General features: G+C 66.1%; 17 protein-coding genes and 1 tRNA gene. 6 read left to right on the top strand and 12 right to left on the bottom strand.

Going from position 1 to position 18442, the window contains the following annotated elements; translation table 11 throughout:
• Positions 1–10: 10 nt before the first annotated feature.
• A complete protein-coding gene (locus EZ242_RS14355) occupies positions 11–1027 on the top strand; it encodes a TRAP transporter substrate-binding protein (protein ID WP_135285849.1) in 1017 nt (338 codons plus the stop codon).
• A gap of 423 nt (positions 1028–1450) precedes the next feature.
• On the opposite strand, the gene EZ242_RS14360 is transcribed toward EZ242_RS14355, so the two are convergent.
• Complete coding sequence (locus tag EZ242_RS14360; protein WP_135285850.1) at positions 1451–2809, bottom strand: NAD(P)H-dependent oxidoreductase; 1359 nt, start codon at positions 2807–2809, stop codon at positions 1451–1453.
• 325 nt (positions 2810–3134) lie between these two features.
• Entirely contained in the window at positions 3135–3377 is a 243-nt protein-coding gene (locus EZ242_RS14365; RefSeq protein WP_135285851.1) for a hypothetical protein, read from the bottom strand.
• Positions 3378–3722: 345 nt separating this feature from the next.
• Between EZ242_RS14365 and EZ242_RS14370 the strand changes: the two genes are divergently transcribed.
• The 3 genes from EZ242_RS14370 to EZ242_RS14380 all read left to right on the top strand — a co-directional run bounded on the left by EZ242_RS14370 (position 3723) and on the right by EZ242_RS14380 (position 6160).
• Positions 3723–3983 (top strand): hypothetical protein, encoded by a 261-nt coding sequence (locus EZ242_RS14370; protein WP_135285852.1) that lies wholly within the window; start codon positions 3723–3725, stop codon positions 3981–3983.
• A gap of 107 nt (positions 3984–4090) precedes the next feature.
• Positions 4091–5062, top strand: coding sequence for a glycosyltransferase family 2 protein (locus EZ242_RS14375; protein ID WP_135285853.1), 972 nt, complete (start codon positions 4091–4093; stop codon positions 5060–5062).
• 3 nt (positions 5063–5065) lie between these two features.
• Complete coding sequence (locus tag EZ242_RS14380; RefSeq protein ID WP_135285854.1) at positions 5066–6160, top strand: glycosyltransferase; 1095 nt, start codon at positions 5066–5068, stop codon at positions 6158–6160.
• A 450-nt stretch (positions 6161–6610) separates the two neighbouring features.
• Here the strand turns inward: EZ242_RS14380 and EZ242_RS14385 are convergent, their stop codons facing one another.
• The 6 genes from EZ242_RS14385 to EZ242_RS14410 form a co-directional block, all read right to left on the bottom strand.
• Complete coding sequence (locus EZ242_RS14385) at positions 6611–6952, bottom strand: hypothetical protein (protein ID WP_135285855.1); 342 nt, start codon at positions 6950–6952, stop codon at positions 6611–6613.
• A gap of 74 nt (positions 6953–7026) precedes the next feature.
• Positions 7027–7959: a dihydrodipicolinate synthase family protein gene (locus EZ242_RS14390; RefSeq protein WP_135285856.1), complete on the bottom strand. Its 933-nt coding sequence runs from the start codon at positions 7957–7959 to the stop codon at positions 7027–7029.
• A 17-nt stretch (positions 7960–7976) separates the two neighbouring features.
• On the bottom strand, positions 7977–9239 hold the full coding sequence (locus tag EZ242_RS14395; RefSeq protein WP_135285987.1) for an alpha-hydroxy acid oxidase: 1263 nt from the start codon (positions 9237–9239) through the stop codon (positions 7977–7979).
• A 9-nt stretch (positions 9240–9248) separates the two neighbouring features.
• Entirely contained in the window at positions 9249–10235 is a 987-nt protein-coding gene (locus tag EZ242_RS14400) for a tripartite tricarboxylate transporter substrate binding protein (RefSeq protein ID WP_135285857.1), read from the bottom strand.
• A 61-nt stretch (positions 10236–10296) separates the two neighbouring features.
• Positions 10297–11331, bottom strand: coding sequence for a hydroxyacid dehydrogenase (locus EZ242_RS14405; protein ID WP_135285858.1), 1035 nt, complete (start codon positions 11329–11331; stop codon positions 10297–10299).
• Between the two features lie 5 nt (positions 11332–11336).
• Positions 11337–12014, bottom strand: coding sequence for an RraA family protein (locus EZ242_RS14410; protein ID WP_135285859.1), 678 nt, complete (start codon positions 12012–12014; stop codon positions 11337–11339).
• A 192-nt stretch (positions 12015–12206) separates the two neighbouring features.
• On the opposite strand from EZ242_RS14410, the gene EZ242_RS14415 reads away from it, so the two are divergent.
• Entirely contained in the window at positions 12207–12872 is a 666-nt protein-coding gene (locus EZ242_RS14415; RefSeq protein ID WP_135285860.1) for a GntR family transcriptional regulator, read from the top strand.
• Positions 12873–13642: 770 nt separating this feature from the next.
• On the opposite strand, the gene EZ242_RS14420 is transcribed toward EZ242_RS14415, so the two are convergent.
• Positions 13643–14895 (bottom strand): IS3 family transposase gene (locus EZ242_RS14420; RefSeq protein ID WP_420821253.1). Its coding sequence is split into 2 segments (ribosomal slippage): positions 13643–14637 and positions 14637–14895, totalling 1254 coding nucleotides; the frame shifts between segments, so codons are not numbered across the junction.
• A gap of 109 nt (positions 14896–15004) precedes the next feature.
• A complete protein-coding gene (locus tag EZ242_RS14425; protein WP_135285861.1) occupies positions 15005–15793 on the bottom strand; it encodes an alpha/beta fold hydrolase in 789 nt (262 codons plus the stop codon).
• Between the two features lie 455 nt (positions 15794–16248).
• Between EZ242_RS14425 and EZ242_RS14430 the strand changes: the two genes are divergently transcribed.
• Positions 16249–17169 carry an alpha/beta hydrolase gene (locus tag EZ242_RS14430; RefSeq protein ID WP_135285862.1) on the top strand — a complete coding sequence of 307 codons (921 nt, stop codon included), beginning with the start codon at positions 16249–16251 and terminating at the stop codon, positions 17167–17169.
• A 173-nt stretch (positions 17170–17342) separates the two neighbouring features.
• Here EZ242_RS14430 and EZ242_RS14435 read toward each other — a convergent pair whose 3' ends face one another.
• Together EZ242_RS14435 and EZ242_RS14440 are read right to left on the bottom strand one after the other, a co-directional pair.
• On the bottom strand, positions 17343–18245 hold the full coding sequence (locus EZ242_RS14435; RefSeq protein ID WP_135285863.1) for a tyrosine-type recombinase/integrase: 903 nt from the start codon (positions 18243–18245) through the stop codon (positions 17343–17345).
• Positions 18246–18339: 94 nt separating this feature from the next.
• Positions 18340–18414: transfer RNA gene (locus EZ242_RS14440), tRNA-Val, on the bottom strand.
• Positions 18415–18442 lie beyond the last annotated feature (28 nt).

Raw genomic sequence — 18442 nt, forward strand, 5'->3', positions numbered from 1 at the left:
GAGACCTTCCGTGATTCGCCCCATCAGAAACCTGTTCCTCGCGCTGGCCGCCCCGCTGCTGCTGGCCGCAACCGCGAGCCACGCGGCGGACATCCAGCCGCGCACCATCAAGTTCTCGTACGTCCAGCCCAAGGAAAGCCACATGGGGTACGGCGTGGAGAAGTTCGCCGAGCTGGTGGCCAAGAAAAGCGGCAACAAGATCAAGGTCCGCGGGTATCCCAACGGCACCCTGGGCGGTGACCTGCAGACCGTTTCGGCCCTGCAGGGAGGCACCATCGAAATGACCACCATGCCCCCAGGGCTGCTGGTTGGACTGTCCAAGGAATACGGCGCCTTCGACCTGCCCTTCCTATTCAACAGCTTCCAGGAAGCCGACGCGGTGCTGGACGGCCCGGTGGGCAAGCGCTTCCTCGACCAGGCCCCTAAGGGACTGGTGGGCTTGGCCTACTGGGACCATGGCTTTCGCAACATCTCCAACAGCAAGCGGCCGATCGCCAAGGCGGAAGACCTCGGCGGACTCAAGCTGCGCGCGCTGCAGGCGCCGCTGATGATCGAGACCTTCAACGCGCTCGGATCCAACGCGGTACCGCTCGCGTTCACGGAACTCTTCACCGCCATGGAGACCCGGGCAGTGGACGGCCAGGACAACCCGATCGTGGCATTCGAGACCAACAAGTTCGACGAGGTGCAGAAGCACCTCTCCACCACCCGCCACGTCTATAACCCGCTGATGGTCATGATCAGCCGCAAGGCCTGGGACTCCTACTCGGCCGCCGAACGCGAGATCCTGCTGGCCGCCGCTCGCGAGGCCAGCATCGAGCAGCGCCGCGTGTCGCGGGAAATGGAGCAAAGCGCCATCGCCAAGGTTCGCCAGAAGGGCGTGACCATCACCGAAGTATCGGACGCCGAGCGCGCCCGCATGCGCGAGAAGGTCAAGCCCGTCACCGACAAGTTCACCCGCGAAATCGGCGAGGACGTGGTCAAGGCCTTTCACGTCGAAATCAGCAAGGTTCGCGGCGGCAAGTAAGCTCCGGCGGCCCGCGCCTCAGGCTGCACCCTTTCGCGCGGGCAATGCGATCCGAGCAGGCGCTTAGGCCCGGCGCGACTTCAAAGTCGCGTCGGGTTTTTTCGTTGGAGGCGGCCGCGGTACTGAGGCGGTCCGGGACTCAGCCCACGGACTCTTTAATGGGTCAGCGGGTCAGCGGGTCAGCGAACGATTTCGGTGACGAGCGCCTCTAGACAGGGGCACGCGGGCAACAAATCCGAGTTCGGAACACCGAACGGCTGGCGTTCGACCACGACCGGGTGGTTTGCTACTCATATCGGCGCCCGCTTCGCTCAACCCGGTGCCTGCGGCCTGCGCGCCACTATGGCCCCCGCCCGCCATCGACGCGCCGAGCGTCCGCCGCCGGCAGTCCAGCGCTCGGCGAGTTGCTTGCCCGAGCCGGGCTCAAGCGGCCTGCGTCGTCCAGTCCGGGCCGAGCGCCTCGAGCTCGCGGCGGATCGCGTACGCCCGGGTGGTGCTGTCCACGGCCACGTCGTCCCAGGTGAGCGAGCACCCTTTCTTGACGGGGCGCACGAGCTTCACGTCGTGGGCCAGGCCCAGCGGCAGCCCGCCGTCGCGCAGGGACGCCGTGGCTGGCGTGAGCTTGCCCCACACGGTGTAGCCGCCCTCCCCGTCCAGCAGTTCGCCGGGCTGGAGGTCGCGCTTGGCCGTGGCCACCACGTCCGCGTTCCAGCAGGTGGCCACGCCGGTGGGCTCGCCGCGCAGTGCGACCGAGGCGACCGACTGGCCCACCTCCAATCCGATCAGGTGCCAGCGCTTGTAGAGCGTGAAATAGCGGCCGGATGGATCGGTGTGCGCGTTGTACTCCTCGAAGCAGTTCCGGATGTACTCGGTCTCCCCTTCCACGGTGACCCAGACGCCCATGCGGATGTCGTAGTCGATCGGTCGGCCCTGCGCATCCAGGGAGGAGATCACCTCCACCATGCCCTTCCTCTCGAGCACGCCCCCTTCGCTGCGCGGACGCGTGAGCGACGGGATGTCCGCGATCGAGCCCGAGGGATAGGCCAGGCCGCCGCTGGGCACCGCCAGGCCGGTCGCATTCGCGACCGCCGTGCTCTCGATGGAGGGCTTGGAGCCGTCCAGGAAGCTGTTGAACATCTTCGGGTTCAGGCCGCCGCGCTGCGCCTGCTCGGGCGTGAGGCCGTAGTAGCCCCAGACCGTCTCGGGCGTCGATTCGCAGAAGTGCGGCAGCCACTTGTGTCCGCGCCCGGCGGCCACCACCGGAAAGCCGCAGGTGCGGGCCCAGTCCACGAGGTCGCAGATCAGCGCGGGCTGGTCGCCGAAGGCCAGCGAATACACCACCCCGGCCAGGGTTGCCTTGCGCGCGAGCAGCGGGCCGCAGAAGGCGTCCGCCTCGACGGTCACGTTGACCACGTGCTTGTGGTGCTCGAAGGCGCGCAGGCAATGATCGACCGCCGCGATCGGATGGCCGGTGCACTCCACCACCACGTCGATGTCCGGGTGGCTCACCAGCGCCTCCCAGTCCTCGCCGACGTGGGTGGCGCCGGTGCGCAGCGCCTCGTCGATCGACGCGGCGTCGGTGCGCTGGGCCTCCCATCCGACCCGTGCCAGGTTGCGGCGCGCCGCGTCCGGCGACAGGTCGGCGATGGCCACCAGGTGCACCCCCGGCGTGCGCGGCACCTGCGCGAGATACATGGAGCCGAACTTGCCGGCACCGATGAGCCCGACGCGGATCGGCCGCTTCCGGGTGGCGCGCTGGACGAGCTGAGCATGGAGTGACATGGGGGGATGCCTTTCTATGCGGGGGGCGGCCATGGAACGGGCAGCGGCTCCCATTCAGCGCATGGGACCAGAGCCGGGCTGGCACTTCTCAGTGTGGCGCCCCCCTTGAGATCAGCCTGGTGACGGTCTCAAGTCCAATCGGACCAGGATGCTCTTGCGGCGCAGCTCTCCGCCGCCACCCCCAGCATCCCTGTCAAAGCCTCCCGCGCACGCGATCGGCGCGAACCGCGAAATGCGCATGCATGCAATCGCGCGAAACCCATCGATCGCCGCGTAACCGCCCGGTTTTCAGCAGCCATCACCATTGACCATCAACCGGTCCGCGCTAGTGGCGCTTGAAAGCTTCTTCCCGGCGATCCAGTTCGTTTTCCTGCGTCAAGAGGCGCTCGTGCATGAGCTTGAGATGCTGAAAGACGAGGAATAGCAGAGTGGCAAGCGCCATGCTCGCCGCCAATGTCAGCAGGGCGATGGCGCCACTACGGACGGATATCGCATTGACTACCGCAATAATTATTGCGGCAGTCGCTGCGAGAGACCCAAAAACAAGTTTCTTGGTAAGTAGGACCATTCACAGGGATCTTGGCGCTATCGGGCCCCATGCACGTCGGTGCGAGTGCGCAAACCACCATCCGCAATCCCCTACTCATGTAGTCGCGAGGAGTCGAGCGCGACCGGCAGCCCGAACACTCTGCCACGGAAGATTTCCGCCAATTCGCCTGTTATTTGTGGTTCCTGCCGATTACCCGATTTCCGAGTGAATTCCCGCATAACCTGTGTCCTTGGCGGCGCATTCCCGGGTCTCCGTCTCAAACTATTACCGTAAAGAAGGCGGCGCGCACTCCCGCACAATTCGATGTACTTGCCGCTTTTAAGCGCGCTCCCTCGGCTGGTGCAAGCAAGACTGAACCAGCGTATGAAACTCAATCCTTGTCTCGTGAGGCTGATGCGTTCGGCACTACCCGTCGCGGTCGGCCTACTGATCGTCCTGCCGTTCCTGCTTGCGCTGTATGTGATGTCGAAAACCGGCTGGACGCCTGTTCTTGCGATGGTCGTGATCGCGGCCGTGCTACTAATGGGGATTGAGCAGTACGGCCGCTTGATGGAAGACCTCAGGGCCATCGAGCCGAAGTCTCAGAAGCAGCTACGGTCGGAACGGAATGATGGTGAAGTTTGATACCGACGTCCGCGCTGCCAGTGCAGCTGCCGTGTCCGTCTGCCCGGTTCGCCCGCACCTCACTTCCAGAGCCCAGGCAAAGCCGCCGAATCCCCATTGCAAGCACGATGACACACGACACCACCGCACCGCTCGTTCCTGGCTTCACGGTCGTCATGCCGCTCTACAACAAGGGCCGCTATGTTCAGGAGGCTGTTCGCTCCGTTCTCAGGCAGGCCACGCCGGTGAGCGAGGTCATCGTCGTCGACGATGGCTCAGCGGATGATGGGCCGTCGCAAGTCGAGTCGCTGCGCGACCCTCGCGTCCGACTGGTGCGGCAGCTCAACGCCGGCGTGGCGAAGGCGCGCAATCGTGGCATTGACCTTGCGAGCTCGGAGTGGGTCGCCTTCCTCGACGCAGATGACCTGCAGCACCCACGCCTCTTTTCAGAGCTGCAGCGCGCACATGAGGCCCACCCCGACGCGCAGGTACTCACGGCCGGATTCCTGCAGGTGCCTGAAGCATTCGTCGCGGATCGCGTGGACTGGCCGCTGGACCAACGGCCGCCAATCGAACGAATCGATAACTTGCGACGCCGTTGGATGCGATCGCGCCTTTTCTGCATCGGCACTGTCGCCGTTCAGACGCGGCTTCTGCGGCAGATGCAGCCTTGCTTCTTCCCAGGTGAATCGCATGGCGAGGACCTGGACCTCTGGTTCAGGTTGTCGGACCGCACGCCGATTGCGCACGTGCATGCGCCCTTGGCAGCGTACCGGCGAAATGCGAGCGCGTCGCTGTCGGCGCGGCGAAGCGGGGTGATGGTTCCAGGCTTCATCGCTCGCATGCGGGAGAGTGCACTGGCAGGACGTGTACCTGCACGCTACACCACGTCTGCGTTGTGGTTCGTTGCGCAACAGGAAATCGGTATTGCGCGCGAGTACCTCGCGGCGGGCGACAGGCGTGCGGCCCTTCACCTGTTGGGGCGATCAGCACACCACGGGTTCGGATTGAGGTGGCTGCGCACCGTTGCGATGCTCTGCGTGCCTGTGCGCGACCCCACGATTCCGTTTGCCGCTCCTGACAAGCTTCCCGGTGACTGATCCATGATTGCCAACGAAGGGGCGTCCCCCTCAGCCGAGCCCACCGTGTCGCCGCTACCGCTGCGAGGAGCGGGCGCCACCAAACCCATTCTCGCCACCATGCCCGGAGGCGATGCCACGTGGAACAGGTACGTCGAAGACTACCTCCCGCGCAATGGCGGCACGCCCAGCGACTACCGCGCACTGCTGAAACTCTCAAAAGGGCGTGAGCTGCTGCTGCTGAACGGATCGGTGGGGCGGCGGCAGCGTTACCGGGACCTCATCTTCGCGATTCTTCTGAAGCTGACCGGCAACCGCACGCCGGTCCTGATCCAGGACGCCACATGGGAACCCGACAGCCAGTCACTCGGCCGAAGCCTTCCGTTTCTGAAGCCACTCCTTCCCGCCCTCGCCCGACTGGCTATCCGCGCGATGGACGCGCCGCATGTGCACTACGCGGTGCTGAGCAGCAAGGAGTTGGAGACGTTTCCGCGCTCATGGGGCGTCGACGCACATCGCGTGGTCTTCCAGCCATTCCCCAACACCCTGCATGCGTCCCGCGGAATGGCCACTCGGCACGAGGACTACCTGTTCACCGGCGGGAACTCCGTCCGTGACTACCTCCTGCTCGAGGCGGCGCTCAAGGGCACGTCCATCGAGGTGCGTGCAGCCACGAGCTGGGAGCCGACCCTCGGCTTGCCCCACCTGCGCGCCCACCCCACTTCGCACGAGGAGTTCATGTCCTTGATGGCCAACTCGCGTGCAGTTGTCATCCCTTTACGCAGAACGGTTCGAAGTGCCGGTCAGCAGACCTATCTGAACGCGATGGGGCTTGGCAAGGCTGTGATCGTGACTGACGCGCCTGGCGTTTCCGATTACATCGTCAACGGGGTAACCGGCGTCATTGTGGCGCCGGAGCCCCAGTCCCTGAGGGCTGCCTTGCTGCACGTGGTTGACCCCGCGAATGCCAGCTATTACGCCCAGATGGGCGAGCGCGCCCGCACGGATGTTTTCAGGCGATTCAACGAGGAGACATTCCGGCACGGGCTATTGCGGCATGCCGCTGCAATCACCGGCAAGCCACTGCACCCCGACAAGCTGGAGGAAAGTGCCGGTTGACCGGGATGGTGCCCGCGTTGAACTGGGCCTTGGGGCAACTGGAGTTGGTGGCTGCGTTCCACAGCATGACGCCGAAATGGCCGCGCCGCAGGAGTGGGATGCGCTGATCCAGCACACGGCTACTCGCTTGATGCCCGCGCGTTTCAACACATCACCCCAGTGGTCGATGTCCGTCGACATCACACGGCCCTGGTGTCCGAGTCGATGAGCGCGTGTGAAAAGAAAAAACCCCGCAAGCCATCGACTTGCGGGGTTCGGTGTCTGGTGGGTGATGCAGGGTTTGAACCTGCGACCCCTGCCGTGTGAAGGCGTCCGCTGCGACGAACGGACTACAAACATAGCACAAACGCGAACAAAGAGCAGCCGGTCATCGACCGATCCTTCGACTTCGGAACCACGGCGCTGCAAGTCCGGCCGTCAAAAAAAGGTCCTCGTCCTCGCAACCACATGCTAGACGAAGGCGAACAGCGCCGCGATCGCGGCGGGGCCGCGCACGATGGTCACCCGGGTCGGCGCCTGCTTGGCAGCGGTGGAAAGTTCGACCACGATGCTGCTGAAAGCGAGGGTGAACAACCCATGGAGCACGCCCGGCCGGCGCAGCGGCAGGAGTGCGAAAGCGACAGCCTGCAGCAGGAACAGCAGGATCAGCCGCAGCGCCCATGTCCTCTTTCGGGAGCCGGCGGCGCTACCCCGCAGCGATTCTTCGTAAGCGACGGCACAACTCGCGGTGGGGACGGCACGAAATCGCGCCTGCACCTGCACCTGCGTGGAATTGGCCTCTTGTTCTCCCATGAGCTCTACCAGGCGCGCCGGCTCGTGGTCGACGAGACAGCCACCCCAACACACCCCGATCGAAATCGCCGTCCCTATACGAGCTCAGCCAGGCGCTTGTCCTGCCGCCGCACCAGCCGCGCGATGTCGGCCACGTCCCGCTCCGAGAGCCTGGGCCCCGGCTTGCGCACGAAAGGCGAAGCGATGGCCCCCCGGCTGTGCAGCAGGTGCTTGCGTACGGCCAGGCCGATGCCGGCCTGCTGTTCGTACCGGGCCAGGGGCAGGTAGGCGTCGAACAGGTCATGGGCGCGTTCCACATCGCCCCGGCAGTGTGCGGCGACAACATCCACCATCATTTCCGGCCAGGCGAAGCCGGTCATGGCGCCGTCGGCGCCGCGGGACAGTTCCTCGGGCAGGAACAGGCCGCCGCCGTTGCCGGTGAGGATGGACACGCGCCCGACCTCGCCCTTGTCGCTGGCGGCGCGCAAGGCGGCAAGCTTGGCCAGGCCCGGCCAGTCCTCGTGCTTGACCATCACGCAGCGCGGCGACTGCTTCAGGATGCGCAGCATCACGGCCGGCGACATCTGCACGCCGGTGGCCACGGGGTGGTCCTGCAGGCACCAGGGCACCGGCCCCAGCGTCTCGTTGACCATGTCGAAATACGCGGCGATCTGGTCATCCGTGCGCACGGTCGAGGGCGGGGCCACCATGACGCCGGATGCACCCAGGTCCATGACGGCGCGGGTGAGCTCGCCCATGGCCGCGAAGCCGGGCGAGGACACGCCCACCACCACCGGCACCCGGCCACGAACCCGCTGCACTACTTGGCGGGTGAAAGCCTGCGCCTCGTCGGCGGTGAGCTTGGTGGCTTCGCCCATGATGCCCAGGATGGTCAGGCCGGTGACGCCGCGTTCCAGGCAGAAGTCCACCATGCGGTCGGTGCTCGCAAGATCGAGCGCACCGCTGTCGGTGAAGGGGGTGACGGTGATGAGGTAGACGCCCCGGGCGGTGGTGTCGAATGCGTTCATCGCAGGCAGCTCCAGGCTCAGCAAGAGGACGACGCGGTCCGGGGGTCGGCCGGCATGAGGCAGTCGGTGGACAGGTCGGTCACGCTCGTCACGCCGAGCATGGCCATGTCCCGCGAAACCTCTTCGCGAAGCAGCGAGATGGCCTTGCGCACGCCGTCCTGGCCTGCCACAGCCGCGGCGTAGTTGAAGGGACGGCCGACGAAGACGAACTTCGCGCCGAGCGCGAGCGCCTTGAGCACGTCGGTGCCGCGTCGGAAACCGCTGTCGATCATCACCGGCACCTCGGGGCAGGCCTGCACGATGTCCGGCAACACGCGCAGTGGCGACACGGTGCTGTCCAGCTGCCGCCCGCCGTGGTTGGAGATGATGAGGCCATCGGCGCCGGTCTCCACGGCGGCCCGTGCATCGCGCACGTCCAGGATGCCTTTGATCACCAGCTGGCCGGGCCACATCGCCCGGATCATGCGGATGTGCTGCCAACCCAGGTGGCCCCGGTCGGAGAAATCGCGAAGCACGTTCTTCGACAGGATGGGTACGCCCCGGTGCGCGTGGTTGTTCTCGAAGTGCGGCATGCCGTGCCGCGCCAGCGTCTTCAGGAAAGTGCCGAAGAGCCAGCGCGGGTGCGTCAGGCCTTCCCATGCGAGGCGCAAGCTCGGCCGCAGCGGCGTGGAGAAGCCCGCGCGGATGTTGTTCTCGCGGTTGGAGGCGATGGACGCGTCCAGCGTAAGCACCAGCGTCCCGTAGCCCGCCGCCTTCACCCGCTCAATGAGCGCGACGATCTGCGCCTCGGTGCCGGGAAGGTAAGCCTGGAACCAGGCCTTGGGGTTCGCCTGCACGATCTCCTCCAGCCGGATCAGCGAGGAGCCGCTCATGATCATGGGCACGTTCTCGCGCGCGGCAGCCTGTGTGATCGCCAGGTCGCCACGGTAGGCCGAGAGCGCGCACAGGCCCATGGGGGCGATGCCGACCGGCGCGGACCAGGTGCTACCCAGCAGCGCGGTTTCGGTGCTGCGTCTGGAGGTGTCGATCAGCACCCGGGTGACGAACTCCCAGGCATCGAAGGCCTGCGCGTTGGCGCGCAGCGAGCGGTTGCGCTCGACGCCGCCCGAGACGTAGGCGAACACCGGCCGCGGCAGGTGCCGGCGCGCGGCGGCTTCGAAGTCGTCCAGGCAGAGTACCTGGCCCAGTCGGGCCGGCAGGGCCGCAGGCCTCTCGGGGGAAGAAACGGCTGGGGCGTGGCCCGCCGGGGCCACGCGGCCGGCCGAAGGATCTGTGGCCATCATCGAGGCTTACTTCTCTCCCCAAGGCATCGCCTGCCACAACTGCTTGAAGTTGGCTTCTGCGCCCTTGAGTTCGGCTTCGTAGGCCGCCGGCGCCATGTAGCGCAGCGGAGCGAAGGACTTGGCGGCCTTCTCCTGGAACTCGGGGTCCGCGGCGGCCTTCTGGATGGCGCCTACCAACTGCTCGCGCACGGCCGGCGGCAGACCCTTGGGCGCGGCGATGCCGCGCAGCGAGGCCATCACGATGTCGTGGCCCTGCTCTGCGAAGGTCGGCAGGTCGGGGGCGAGGTTGGTGCGGCCGGTACTCATCTGGCCGAGGTTGCGCAGCGGCGTTCCGCCCTTGGCGTACTGCAACGCCTCACCGATGTTCATGGCGGCCATGGTGATCTGCTTGCTGGCGATCGCCTGGTGCACCTCGGCGGCGCCCTTGAACGGCACATGCGTGAGCTGCACGCCGGCCGCGCGGCTGAACATCAGTGCTGCCAGGTGGTCGTCGGAGCCGACCCCGGTGGTGCCGTAGGTCACCTTGCCCGGGTTGGCCTTGGCGAAGGAGACCAGTTCCGCCAGATTCTTGATGGGGGTGTCCGCATGCACCGAGAAGTTGCCCGGGTCATCGATGATGTTGCCCAGCAGGTCGTACTGCTGCCAGTGGAAGTTGGCCTTGCGCTCGATCGGGATGGTGAGCACGTTGGGCGTGTTGATGAAGCCGATGGTGTAGCCGTCGGGCTGGGCATTGGCCAGCTCGGCGAAGCCGATGCCGCCGCCCGCGCCGGGGCGGTTGACCACCATGGTGCTGGCGTTGTTGCCCAGGTACTTGGCGATGTAGGGCGCGATCAGGCGCGCCGTCATGTCGGTGCCGCCCCCCGGCCCGTACGCCACCACGATCTTGATCGGGCGCTCGGGATAAACGGCCAGCGCGGCGGTGGGCGCCACCGCGGCGGCCGACAGCAGCAGGGCCGGCACGAGGCGGCGAAGGAAGGCGGGGATGCGTTGCATGGTCGTTGTCTCCTGTTGTCTTTGGTGGAAGTTCGTGGGTGGAAAAGAAAGAAGGCGCCTTTCAGCCGAGGACGCGGGCGCGTCGCGCCTGGTAGGCGTTCCACACCTGCGGGTTCACCAGCCGTGGCGGGCGCTCGCCCACCGCCACCGCCGCGATCTGGTCGGCCGCAATCTGCGCGACATTGCGCCGCGCCTCGTGCGTGACGCCGGCGTTGTGGAACGTGGCGTACACGTTGTCCATGGCTAGCAGGGGGTGGTCCAGCGGCGGCGGCTCGCGGTCCCAGACGTCGATGCCGGCGCCGGCCAGGTGGCCCGACCGCAGCGCTTGCACCAGGGCCGCCTCGTCGTGGATGCCGCCGCGCGCGGTGGTGATGAAAATCGCGCCCTGCTTCATGCGGGCGAAGGCCGCTGCGTCGACCATGCCCAGCGTGCTGCTGTCGCGCGGACAGTGCAGCGAGACCACGTCGGCCTGGGCCAGCAACTGCATGAGCGACACGGCCTGCGCGCCGCGCCGGGCGATCTCGGCGGCGTCCAGGTACGGGTCGAATGCGATCACCTGCATGCCGAAGGCGGCGGCCAGTGCCGCCACGCGGGTGCCCACGTGGCCCAGGCCCACCAGGCCTAGCGTGCGGCCACGGATCTCGTGGCCCATCACGTCTTCCCGGGTAAAACCCACTTCGCGTCGCATGCGGCGATCGCACTCGACCATGCGGCGCGACACGCCCAGCAGCAGGCCCAGCGTGTGTTCGGCAACCGACGCGGCGTTGCCGCCAGCCTGGTTGACCACGGCGATGCCGGCCACGGTACAGGCGGGCACGTCCACCGTGTCGTAGCCGGCGCCACTGGAAGACACGCACAGCAGGTGCGGGCAGCGCGCGATCAGTTCGGCGGTGACGAACCACTCGCCGGGCAGTTCATCTTTGGCGGCGGACACGTGGTAGGCATGCGCAGCGGCGAGCAGGTCCCAGGCCATGGCGGGCTGGTGGCGCACCGGAAACACGCTCACCGACACGCCGGGCTCACGTGCCAGGCGCTGGTCGAAGCTGTCGGATATCCAGAGGTCCGATCGCACCACGCGGAATTCGGCGGCGGGCATGGCGATCAGCGCGGCCGCGGGTCGCAGCCCAGACGCGTGAGCGTGGCGTCGATCCAGGAGGTGTCTAGGGTGCCGGCGGCGATGTCCCTTAGCGTTTTCTTTTCGGCCTCCATCTTCTGGCGCGTAGCGGCCAACACCTGCTCCACCTCGTCGAAGGGCACACACAGCAGGCCGTCGGCGTCGCCCACGATCAAGTCGCCAGCGTGAATGACCATTCCATCGATGGCGATCGGCGTGTTGATCTCGCCCGGCCCGTCCTTGTAGGGGCCGCGGTGCGTCACGCCGGCGGCGTACAGCGGGAAGTCGCCGGCGGCGATCTCGGCGCAATCGCGCACGGCGCCGTTGAGGACGACGCCGGCCACGCCCCGGGCGATGGCCGTCGCGACCATGAGTTCGCCGAACAGCGCGTTAGTCAGGTCACCGCCCGCGTCGACCACGATGACATCGCCGGGCTGCGCCATGGTCAGCGCCTTGTGGATCATGAGGTTGTCGCCGGGGCGGCATTTCACCGTCAGCGCGGGGCCGGCGAGCGGTCCTCCCTTGTGCATTGGGCGAAGACGCGGGCCTGCCGCCGTCATGCGGGACATGCAGTCGCTGATATTGGCCACGGGAAGGCCGCGCATGGCCTGGACCTGGCGCTCGGAAACCTGGCGCTTCCGTTCGAGAATCTGAAGTCCGATCATCTGTGTGCTGGGCCCTCCGGGGCCAAGTTTGGGAAGAACGTGGGAAGTGGGACGGTAAGCAGGTGGACGCCGGCCAAGCCGACCCAGAACATACAATAAAAAAACAATCTAAGGCGAGCGTAAGCGGACCGAGGTTCTCTTGCAAGGGGGAACTCACCCAGTGGGGTATCGCGAAGTACAAAAGGTGAACAAATGGCCGTTGCCTCTGAGAAGGCCTACATGCTCCTGAAGCAGCGCGTGGTGGCCGGCGCCTTCGCGCCGGGCGCCCAGCTGAAGGAGGAGCACATCGCGCGCGAGCTGGCGATCAGCCGCACGCCGATCCGGGCCGCTCTGAAGCGGTTGGTGCAGGACGGGCTGGCCACGGCCGACGCCGGCCGCGGCGTGCGGGTGGCCGAATGGACCGAGGCCGACGTGGACGAGACCTACGAACTGCGCCGCCTCCTCGAAGGCCATGCGGCCGAACTGGCCGCGCGCCGCGGCGGCGTCGAGCTCGCCGACCGCCTGGACGCACTGAACGCGCGGATGGAGGAAATCATCGCGCGGGCCGGCGAGGACACGGCGGAGCAGATGCAGGAGATCAATTCCCAGTTCCACCGCGCCATCCTGGAGGCCAGCGGCTCACCGCGGCTACGGAGCATGCTGGCCGGCCTGATCGACATGCCGGTGGTAATCCGCTCCTACTTCATCAGCCGACCACCCGACTTGTTGCAGAGCCTGCAGCACCACCGCGACTTGGCCGCAGCCGTGCGCATCGGTAGCCCGGAGCTGGCGCGCGACCTGATGCAACTGCACCTAAAGCTCGCCGCCCACCGGTTTCGCCAGCGGCGCAGCGAGTTCGGCGGCGGCAGCGCAGCATGAGCCGCTCCTGCCTGTGCGATGAGCACGCACGTGGCTCCTCCGCCGCGCCAGCGCACGTGCGTGCGGCTTCCCGGGGTCAGCCGGTCATCGTCGGTCCATTCAGGAACACCAGTGGGATCGACAGCATCTGACCGCGACCGCAGCGCCCTGCCTCGCCCTCCCCGTCGAGGACCACTGCCAATCCTTTCGGCCGCCGCGGATGGCTCATGCCATCGGCACGCGGACCAGCAGCCACGCCTCCGCGCCCCAGGCAAGATTCAGGCAGCAGGCAAACGCTGTTCGGATCACGCCGCACCAGCCCGAACGGGTTCGGTGACCACGCCGGCGACTGGAACCAGCTTCAGCCGCTGCTTGCGCAGGAACAGCGGCCGCAAGCAAGGACAACTCTTCATTGAAACTTTCATGCAGGTCTTCGGCCGTCTGGCCGTAACGGTGCTGCCCACCACCTGCGCGCGCCATTCCGATCGTCAGGTCTTCGTTGCAGCCGCTTCCTAAGTCGACCTGGTAGTCGTTACACCGCTTTTGTGAGCCGCGCAGAAAGCTGATATTTCGCCGGCGCGAGCGCTGCCGAATGAAGGCGCTGATCTAATCCGGTCAATGGCTGGTTGGTCCCATCCGGAGTGGTACCCAATTGGGGTCGACTACACGCCACCGCGGACGTATGGTGAACCCTTGATCAGCACCAGAGATGGTCTTGGACTTGGTCTTGGTCTTGACCCCATCCGACGGACGGGTTTGAGCTTGATTCTCAAGCGTTCACAGGTGCAGGGTTATCCACGGCGGCGGTCGGCGCTTGCGACGAACCGACCGACGCAGTGGTTTAACCCGTGTTCTCGGGCGCGGTTGTTGTCCGTGCCGTGTTTCTCCTCGAACGCCATGGGCGAAAGGTATTCCAGCGCCGAGTGGCGTCGGCGCGGGTTGTACCAACCCTCGATCCAGGTGAACAGCGCCGTCCTCGCCTCGGCTTTCGTTTTCCAGCTGCGCCGATCGAGCAGCTCGCACTCCAGCGTGGCGAAGAAGCTCTCGGCCATGGCGTTGTCGTAGGCATCTCCCACCGTGCCCATGGAGGGGCGCACGCCCATCTCGCGGCAGCGGCTGCCGAACGCCACGCTGGTGTACTGGCTGCCTTGGTCCGAGTGATGGATCACCGATTCGGGCCTACGAGTGTGCAGCGCCATGTTCAGCGCCGCGATCACCAGATCGGCCGTCATCTGCTCGCCCATCGACCATCCCACCACCTTGCGGCTGTAGGCGTCGAGCACGACAGCCAAGTACAGGAAGCCGCTCCAGGTCGGCACGTAGGTCATGTCGGCGACCCAGAGCTGATCGCGTGCGTCCGCACGGAACAATCGGTTCACGAGATCCGGTGCAGGACGCTGGCGCAGGTTGCGCTCGGTGGTCACCACGTAACCTCGCCTGCGGCTGACGCCGCGAATGCGCCCCTCGCGCGTCAGGCGGGCCACGCGCTTGCGGCTCACCGAATGTCCGGCGTCGCGCAACTCGGCTCGCACCCGTGGCATGCCGTAGGTCTCGTCCGAGTCCTTGTGGACCTGCCGTATGGCCTCCATGAGCACAACGTTGGCCACGGCCCGAGCACTGGGGCGCCGCCGAAGCCAGTCGTAGTAGCCGCTCGCTGATACACCCAGGACCCGGCAACAAGTTTGCACGCCAGCCCTCTTGGCGTCGGCCTGGCTCGCGCTCACGAGTTCGTAGACGGCGTGAACGTATTCTCGCTTCTGCCGGCGAACCAGGCCGTAGCCTTTGCCAAGATGTCGCGCTCGGTCTGCAGCTGCCGCACCTGTCGGCGCAGCCGCGCCAGCTCCTCCCGCTCGGCGCTGGTCAGCCCCTCTTTGCCGGGCAGCGCTATGCCCCGATCGCGCGCGTCCTGCGCGATCCAATTGGAAATGCTCTGCGCGGTTGGACCGAACTCACGCGACAACTCCGCCGGCGTCTTGCCGGCACGGGCAAGTTCGACGATCTGCGGGCGAAACTCCGCCGGGTATGGCGGCCTTGATTTGGACACGTTGAACTCCTCCGTTCAGAACGGTAAGGTGTCCGCGAAAAGGGGTCAACTTCAGTGAGCCTTGCGCCCCTGCCCCCCGCGCCCGTGCGCCCCGCGCGCATCGAGGCCTTCATGACGCGTCCGCGTCAACTGTCTGAAGGATCACGTGCGCCGTCTCGGCAGGGTGGTCCCAATGCGGGAAGTGGCCGCACCGCTCGAACCAGTGCAGGCGGGCCGACGGGAATGCGGCCTGGGCACGCGCGGCTTGCCGTGGCAGCAGCAGGCGGTCCTGGCGGCCCCAGCCGATGGTGACCCTGCCAGGGGTCCGCGCGCAGCCCTGTTGCAGCGGTCCATGGGCGAGTTCACGCAACATGGCGTCGAACACCGGGGTAGCCGCCAGGCTCTGCAACTCACCGATCACCAGGTGCGGTGGCAACAGCCACGGGCGGGCGGACAGTTGGGCCAGCAGCAGCGTGCGCGTCCAGGCGTGGCGTGACAGGCTCCGGTGGAAGGGCCTCAACATGCGCACCAGGCGGATCGAGGCTGCGAGCGTCCAATGGAACCAGCGCGTCTCCCAGCCGCGCCAGAAGCCGCCGGGGTCGAACGCGACGCACTGCCCACCGATCCCCCGCCGGGCCAGTTCCAACACTAGTCGGCCCCCCACTGAACTGCCGACCAGGTCTGCTTTCGAGAGGCCTTGCGACTGCACGAAGTACGCAAGGGCGTCGGCATACGCCTCGACCGTCTGCGGGCCGGCGAGCGCGTCCGACCGGCCATGTCCCGGCAAGTCGACCAAGATCAGTTCGCGTGAGTCGCGCAAGGCGCCCAGGATGGGATCCCAGGTGCGCAGGTTCGCCCCGAGCCCGTGGACCATCAGCAGCGGCCGCCCCGAACCGACGCGTTCAAAATGCAGGGACATGCCCGATGGCCGCGTCGGGGGCGTGACTCAGCGCCGGACTCAACCGTCGCGCTGGGCACTTTCTTTCGGAGCCTGCAGCAATGCCTGCGCGCCCGCTGCGGATGAGGCCCTTTTTGTGTGGCATCGGAGGATCGTAAGGAGTCTGGTTTCGATGAGCTTGTAGGTACATGCGCCGGAACAGCGCGCTGCTCGCGACAGCGTCCTCAGCCGTCCTGCGTGAGCGCGGCTGGTCGGCTTTTTCGGACGCCAGCAGCCGTTCCCAGCCGAGGAGTGTCGTCAATCGCTGACCTCATGCGGCACTGTTCCTCCGTGCCGCGGCTGCAGGGTAGTCCAGGAGCGCGACGTCCCCGCGACAGTGACAAACGGTTCTCGCCAGAGAACCGAACGGACGTGATTGACCGGCACCGGGGACCCTGTTGTGATGGTCACTAGTCGCAGCTGACCGTGAGGGCCAAATGGAAGAACTTCGCGAACGCGCCGTCGAATTCACATCAGAAGGGGCGACGCTTCGCGGCTTCTTGATCACAGCAGCGAGCGCGTCGGGGTCAAGGCCATGTGTAGTCTTAGGCCACGGCACCTCCGCGACTGTGCAGATGGTAGCCATCGAGTACGCGCGCGCGTTCGCCCGCGCAGGCTTGGCCGCCCTGATCTACGACCATCGGAATCTCGGCTTCAGCGACGGAGAGCCGCGAGGCGAGATCAACCCTTGGGTGCAGTGTCGCGGGTTTGTTGACGCACTGACGTTCGCTGAAGTACAGCCTGAGGTCGACGCCTCTCGACTGGCGCTATGGGGCGATAGCTTTGCAGGAGGAGAAGTTCTCCTGGTCGCGGCGTGTGACCCTCGCCCAAAAGCGGTGATTGCGCAGACGCCGTCGCTCGGTGCCACAGTACCCGAAGTGGAGCCGAGCGAAGAGGCGCTGCGGCTCACGAGAGAGACCCTGCTGGGCGGGGACGTGAGTGGAGGGCTGGCGCATACCACCGGACCGCTGCCGGTCGTCTCATTTGACCCAGCGAGCGTCCCCTCCCTGCTACTGCCGATCCAAGCGTTTCGGTGGTTTATCGACTGGGGCGGCCGGCCGGGCTCAGGGTGGGTCAACCGGGTGACGCGTATCGCGCCCCCTACTCCAATACCCTTCCTCCCCTTTATCTGTGCTCCATTCATGAAAGCACGCACAATGTTCATGGTGGCCCCGGACGACGAGATGGTGGGGGCGAACCCAAAGGTAAGCCGCCAGGCGTTCGACCTCGTAGTCGCCGAGAAGGTCTGGTATGAGATCCGGGGCGGTCACTTCGGGCTGATCTACTACCCGAGCGAGCGCTTCGACGAGGCTTGCGGCGTCCAGGTGGAGTTCCTTCGCGACACCTTACTCATATAGCGGAGGCACCGATCAACGCTAAATCTCACGCTACGAACGGTATTGCCTCGCCTCCCGTGCCGATCGAAGCAACCCAGGAAGGGCACTGCCCGCATCAGGCACGCCTCGGCCGCGGCATGCATACATGCACCGAACCGCGTTTTTCCCACTCACAGAAGACTTCTAGGCCGGCACTAGCGCCAGGCGGACTCTTGCGCGCGTCGCAGCGCCTCGGTCTCAAGATGTCCGTATCGGCGGGACAGCACGGCCGGGTCATAACCGAGCACCTGCGCAGCCACGGCCAGAGTCACGCCAGCACGCAACAGACTTGCCGCTGCTGCATGCCGCACATCGTGGATGTGGAAATCGGCCAGCCCAACCTCGGCCGCGACCTGGTTCCAGATGCGGCGGTAGGAGATCGGTTGCCCGGGCACTCGGCCTTCGAAAAGAAGTCGTTCCGGGCGCCGCTGCGCCTCGGGGTACACCCTGGTGATCAGTGCCGCGGTCTCCTCGCTGAAGAACAGTACGCGGGGCGTTCCGTTCTTTGTCATAGGCGCGAGGATCTCCCGCTTATCGAGGTTCACGTCGGTCCAACGCCGCTCCAGGATCTCGCCCTTGCGCGCCCCAGTATCGATAAGCAATGCGACGAAAACTCCGAACCGGCGATCTTTGAAAGCAAGAGCGCGCGATCGCAGTGCCCGCAGCTGCTCGCGTTCGACATGGACCCGACGGATGCCCTCATCAAACCGGCGCACCCCTACGGTCGGGCTCTTGAAAGCCCGTGGAGCGAGCCGCTGCTTTACGGCCCAGCGGTAGCAACTGCCAAGGGTGGAAAGGTCTCGGTTGACGGATGCCGGCGCGTAGCCATGCTCAAGCATGGCTTGGGCGGCGACCTCCAGGCGTTCTGAGCTAACGGCCCAGGCGGGCTCCGAGCCAAAGGCCTCTAGCCACTTTCTTATCCGCTCGCCGCTCGCGTCCAGCGTGGCAACCGCATAGGCTCGCGCCAGCTCAGAAAGGGTCAGATCGGCCGCAGGCTGGTCCGCTACCGAGCGGACAGCGCTGGCCAGATCGATGCGTTTTGCAGTGAAGTTGCGCACTTCGATTCTCCAATGATCACTGCCGTGATCTGTTGCGAAAATCGCCGCAAGCGTGCGCCTAACTCACTGATTTCAAACGAGAAACTCTGAAAACTGGTGGGTGATGCAGGGTTTGAACCTGCGACCCCTGCCGTGTGAAGGCAGTGCTCTACCGCTGAGCTAATCACCCTTTCCGGCTGTGCACCGGAGAAGCCCAC

The sequence above is a fragment of the Ramlibacter rhizophilus genome (assembly GCF_004681965.1).
GTDB lineage: Bacteria > Pseudomonadota > Gammaproteobacteria > Burkholderiales > Burkholderiaceae_C > Ramlibacter > Ramlibacter rhizophilus.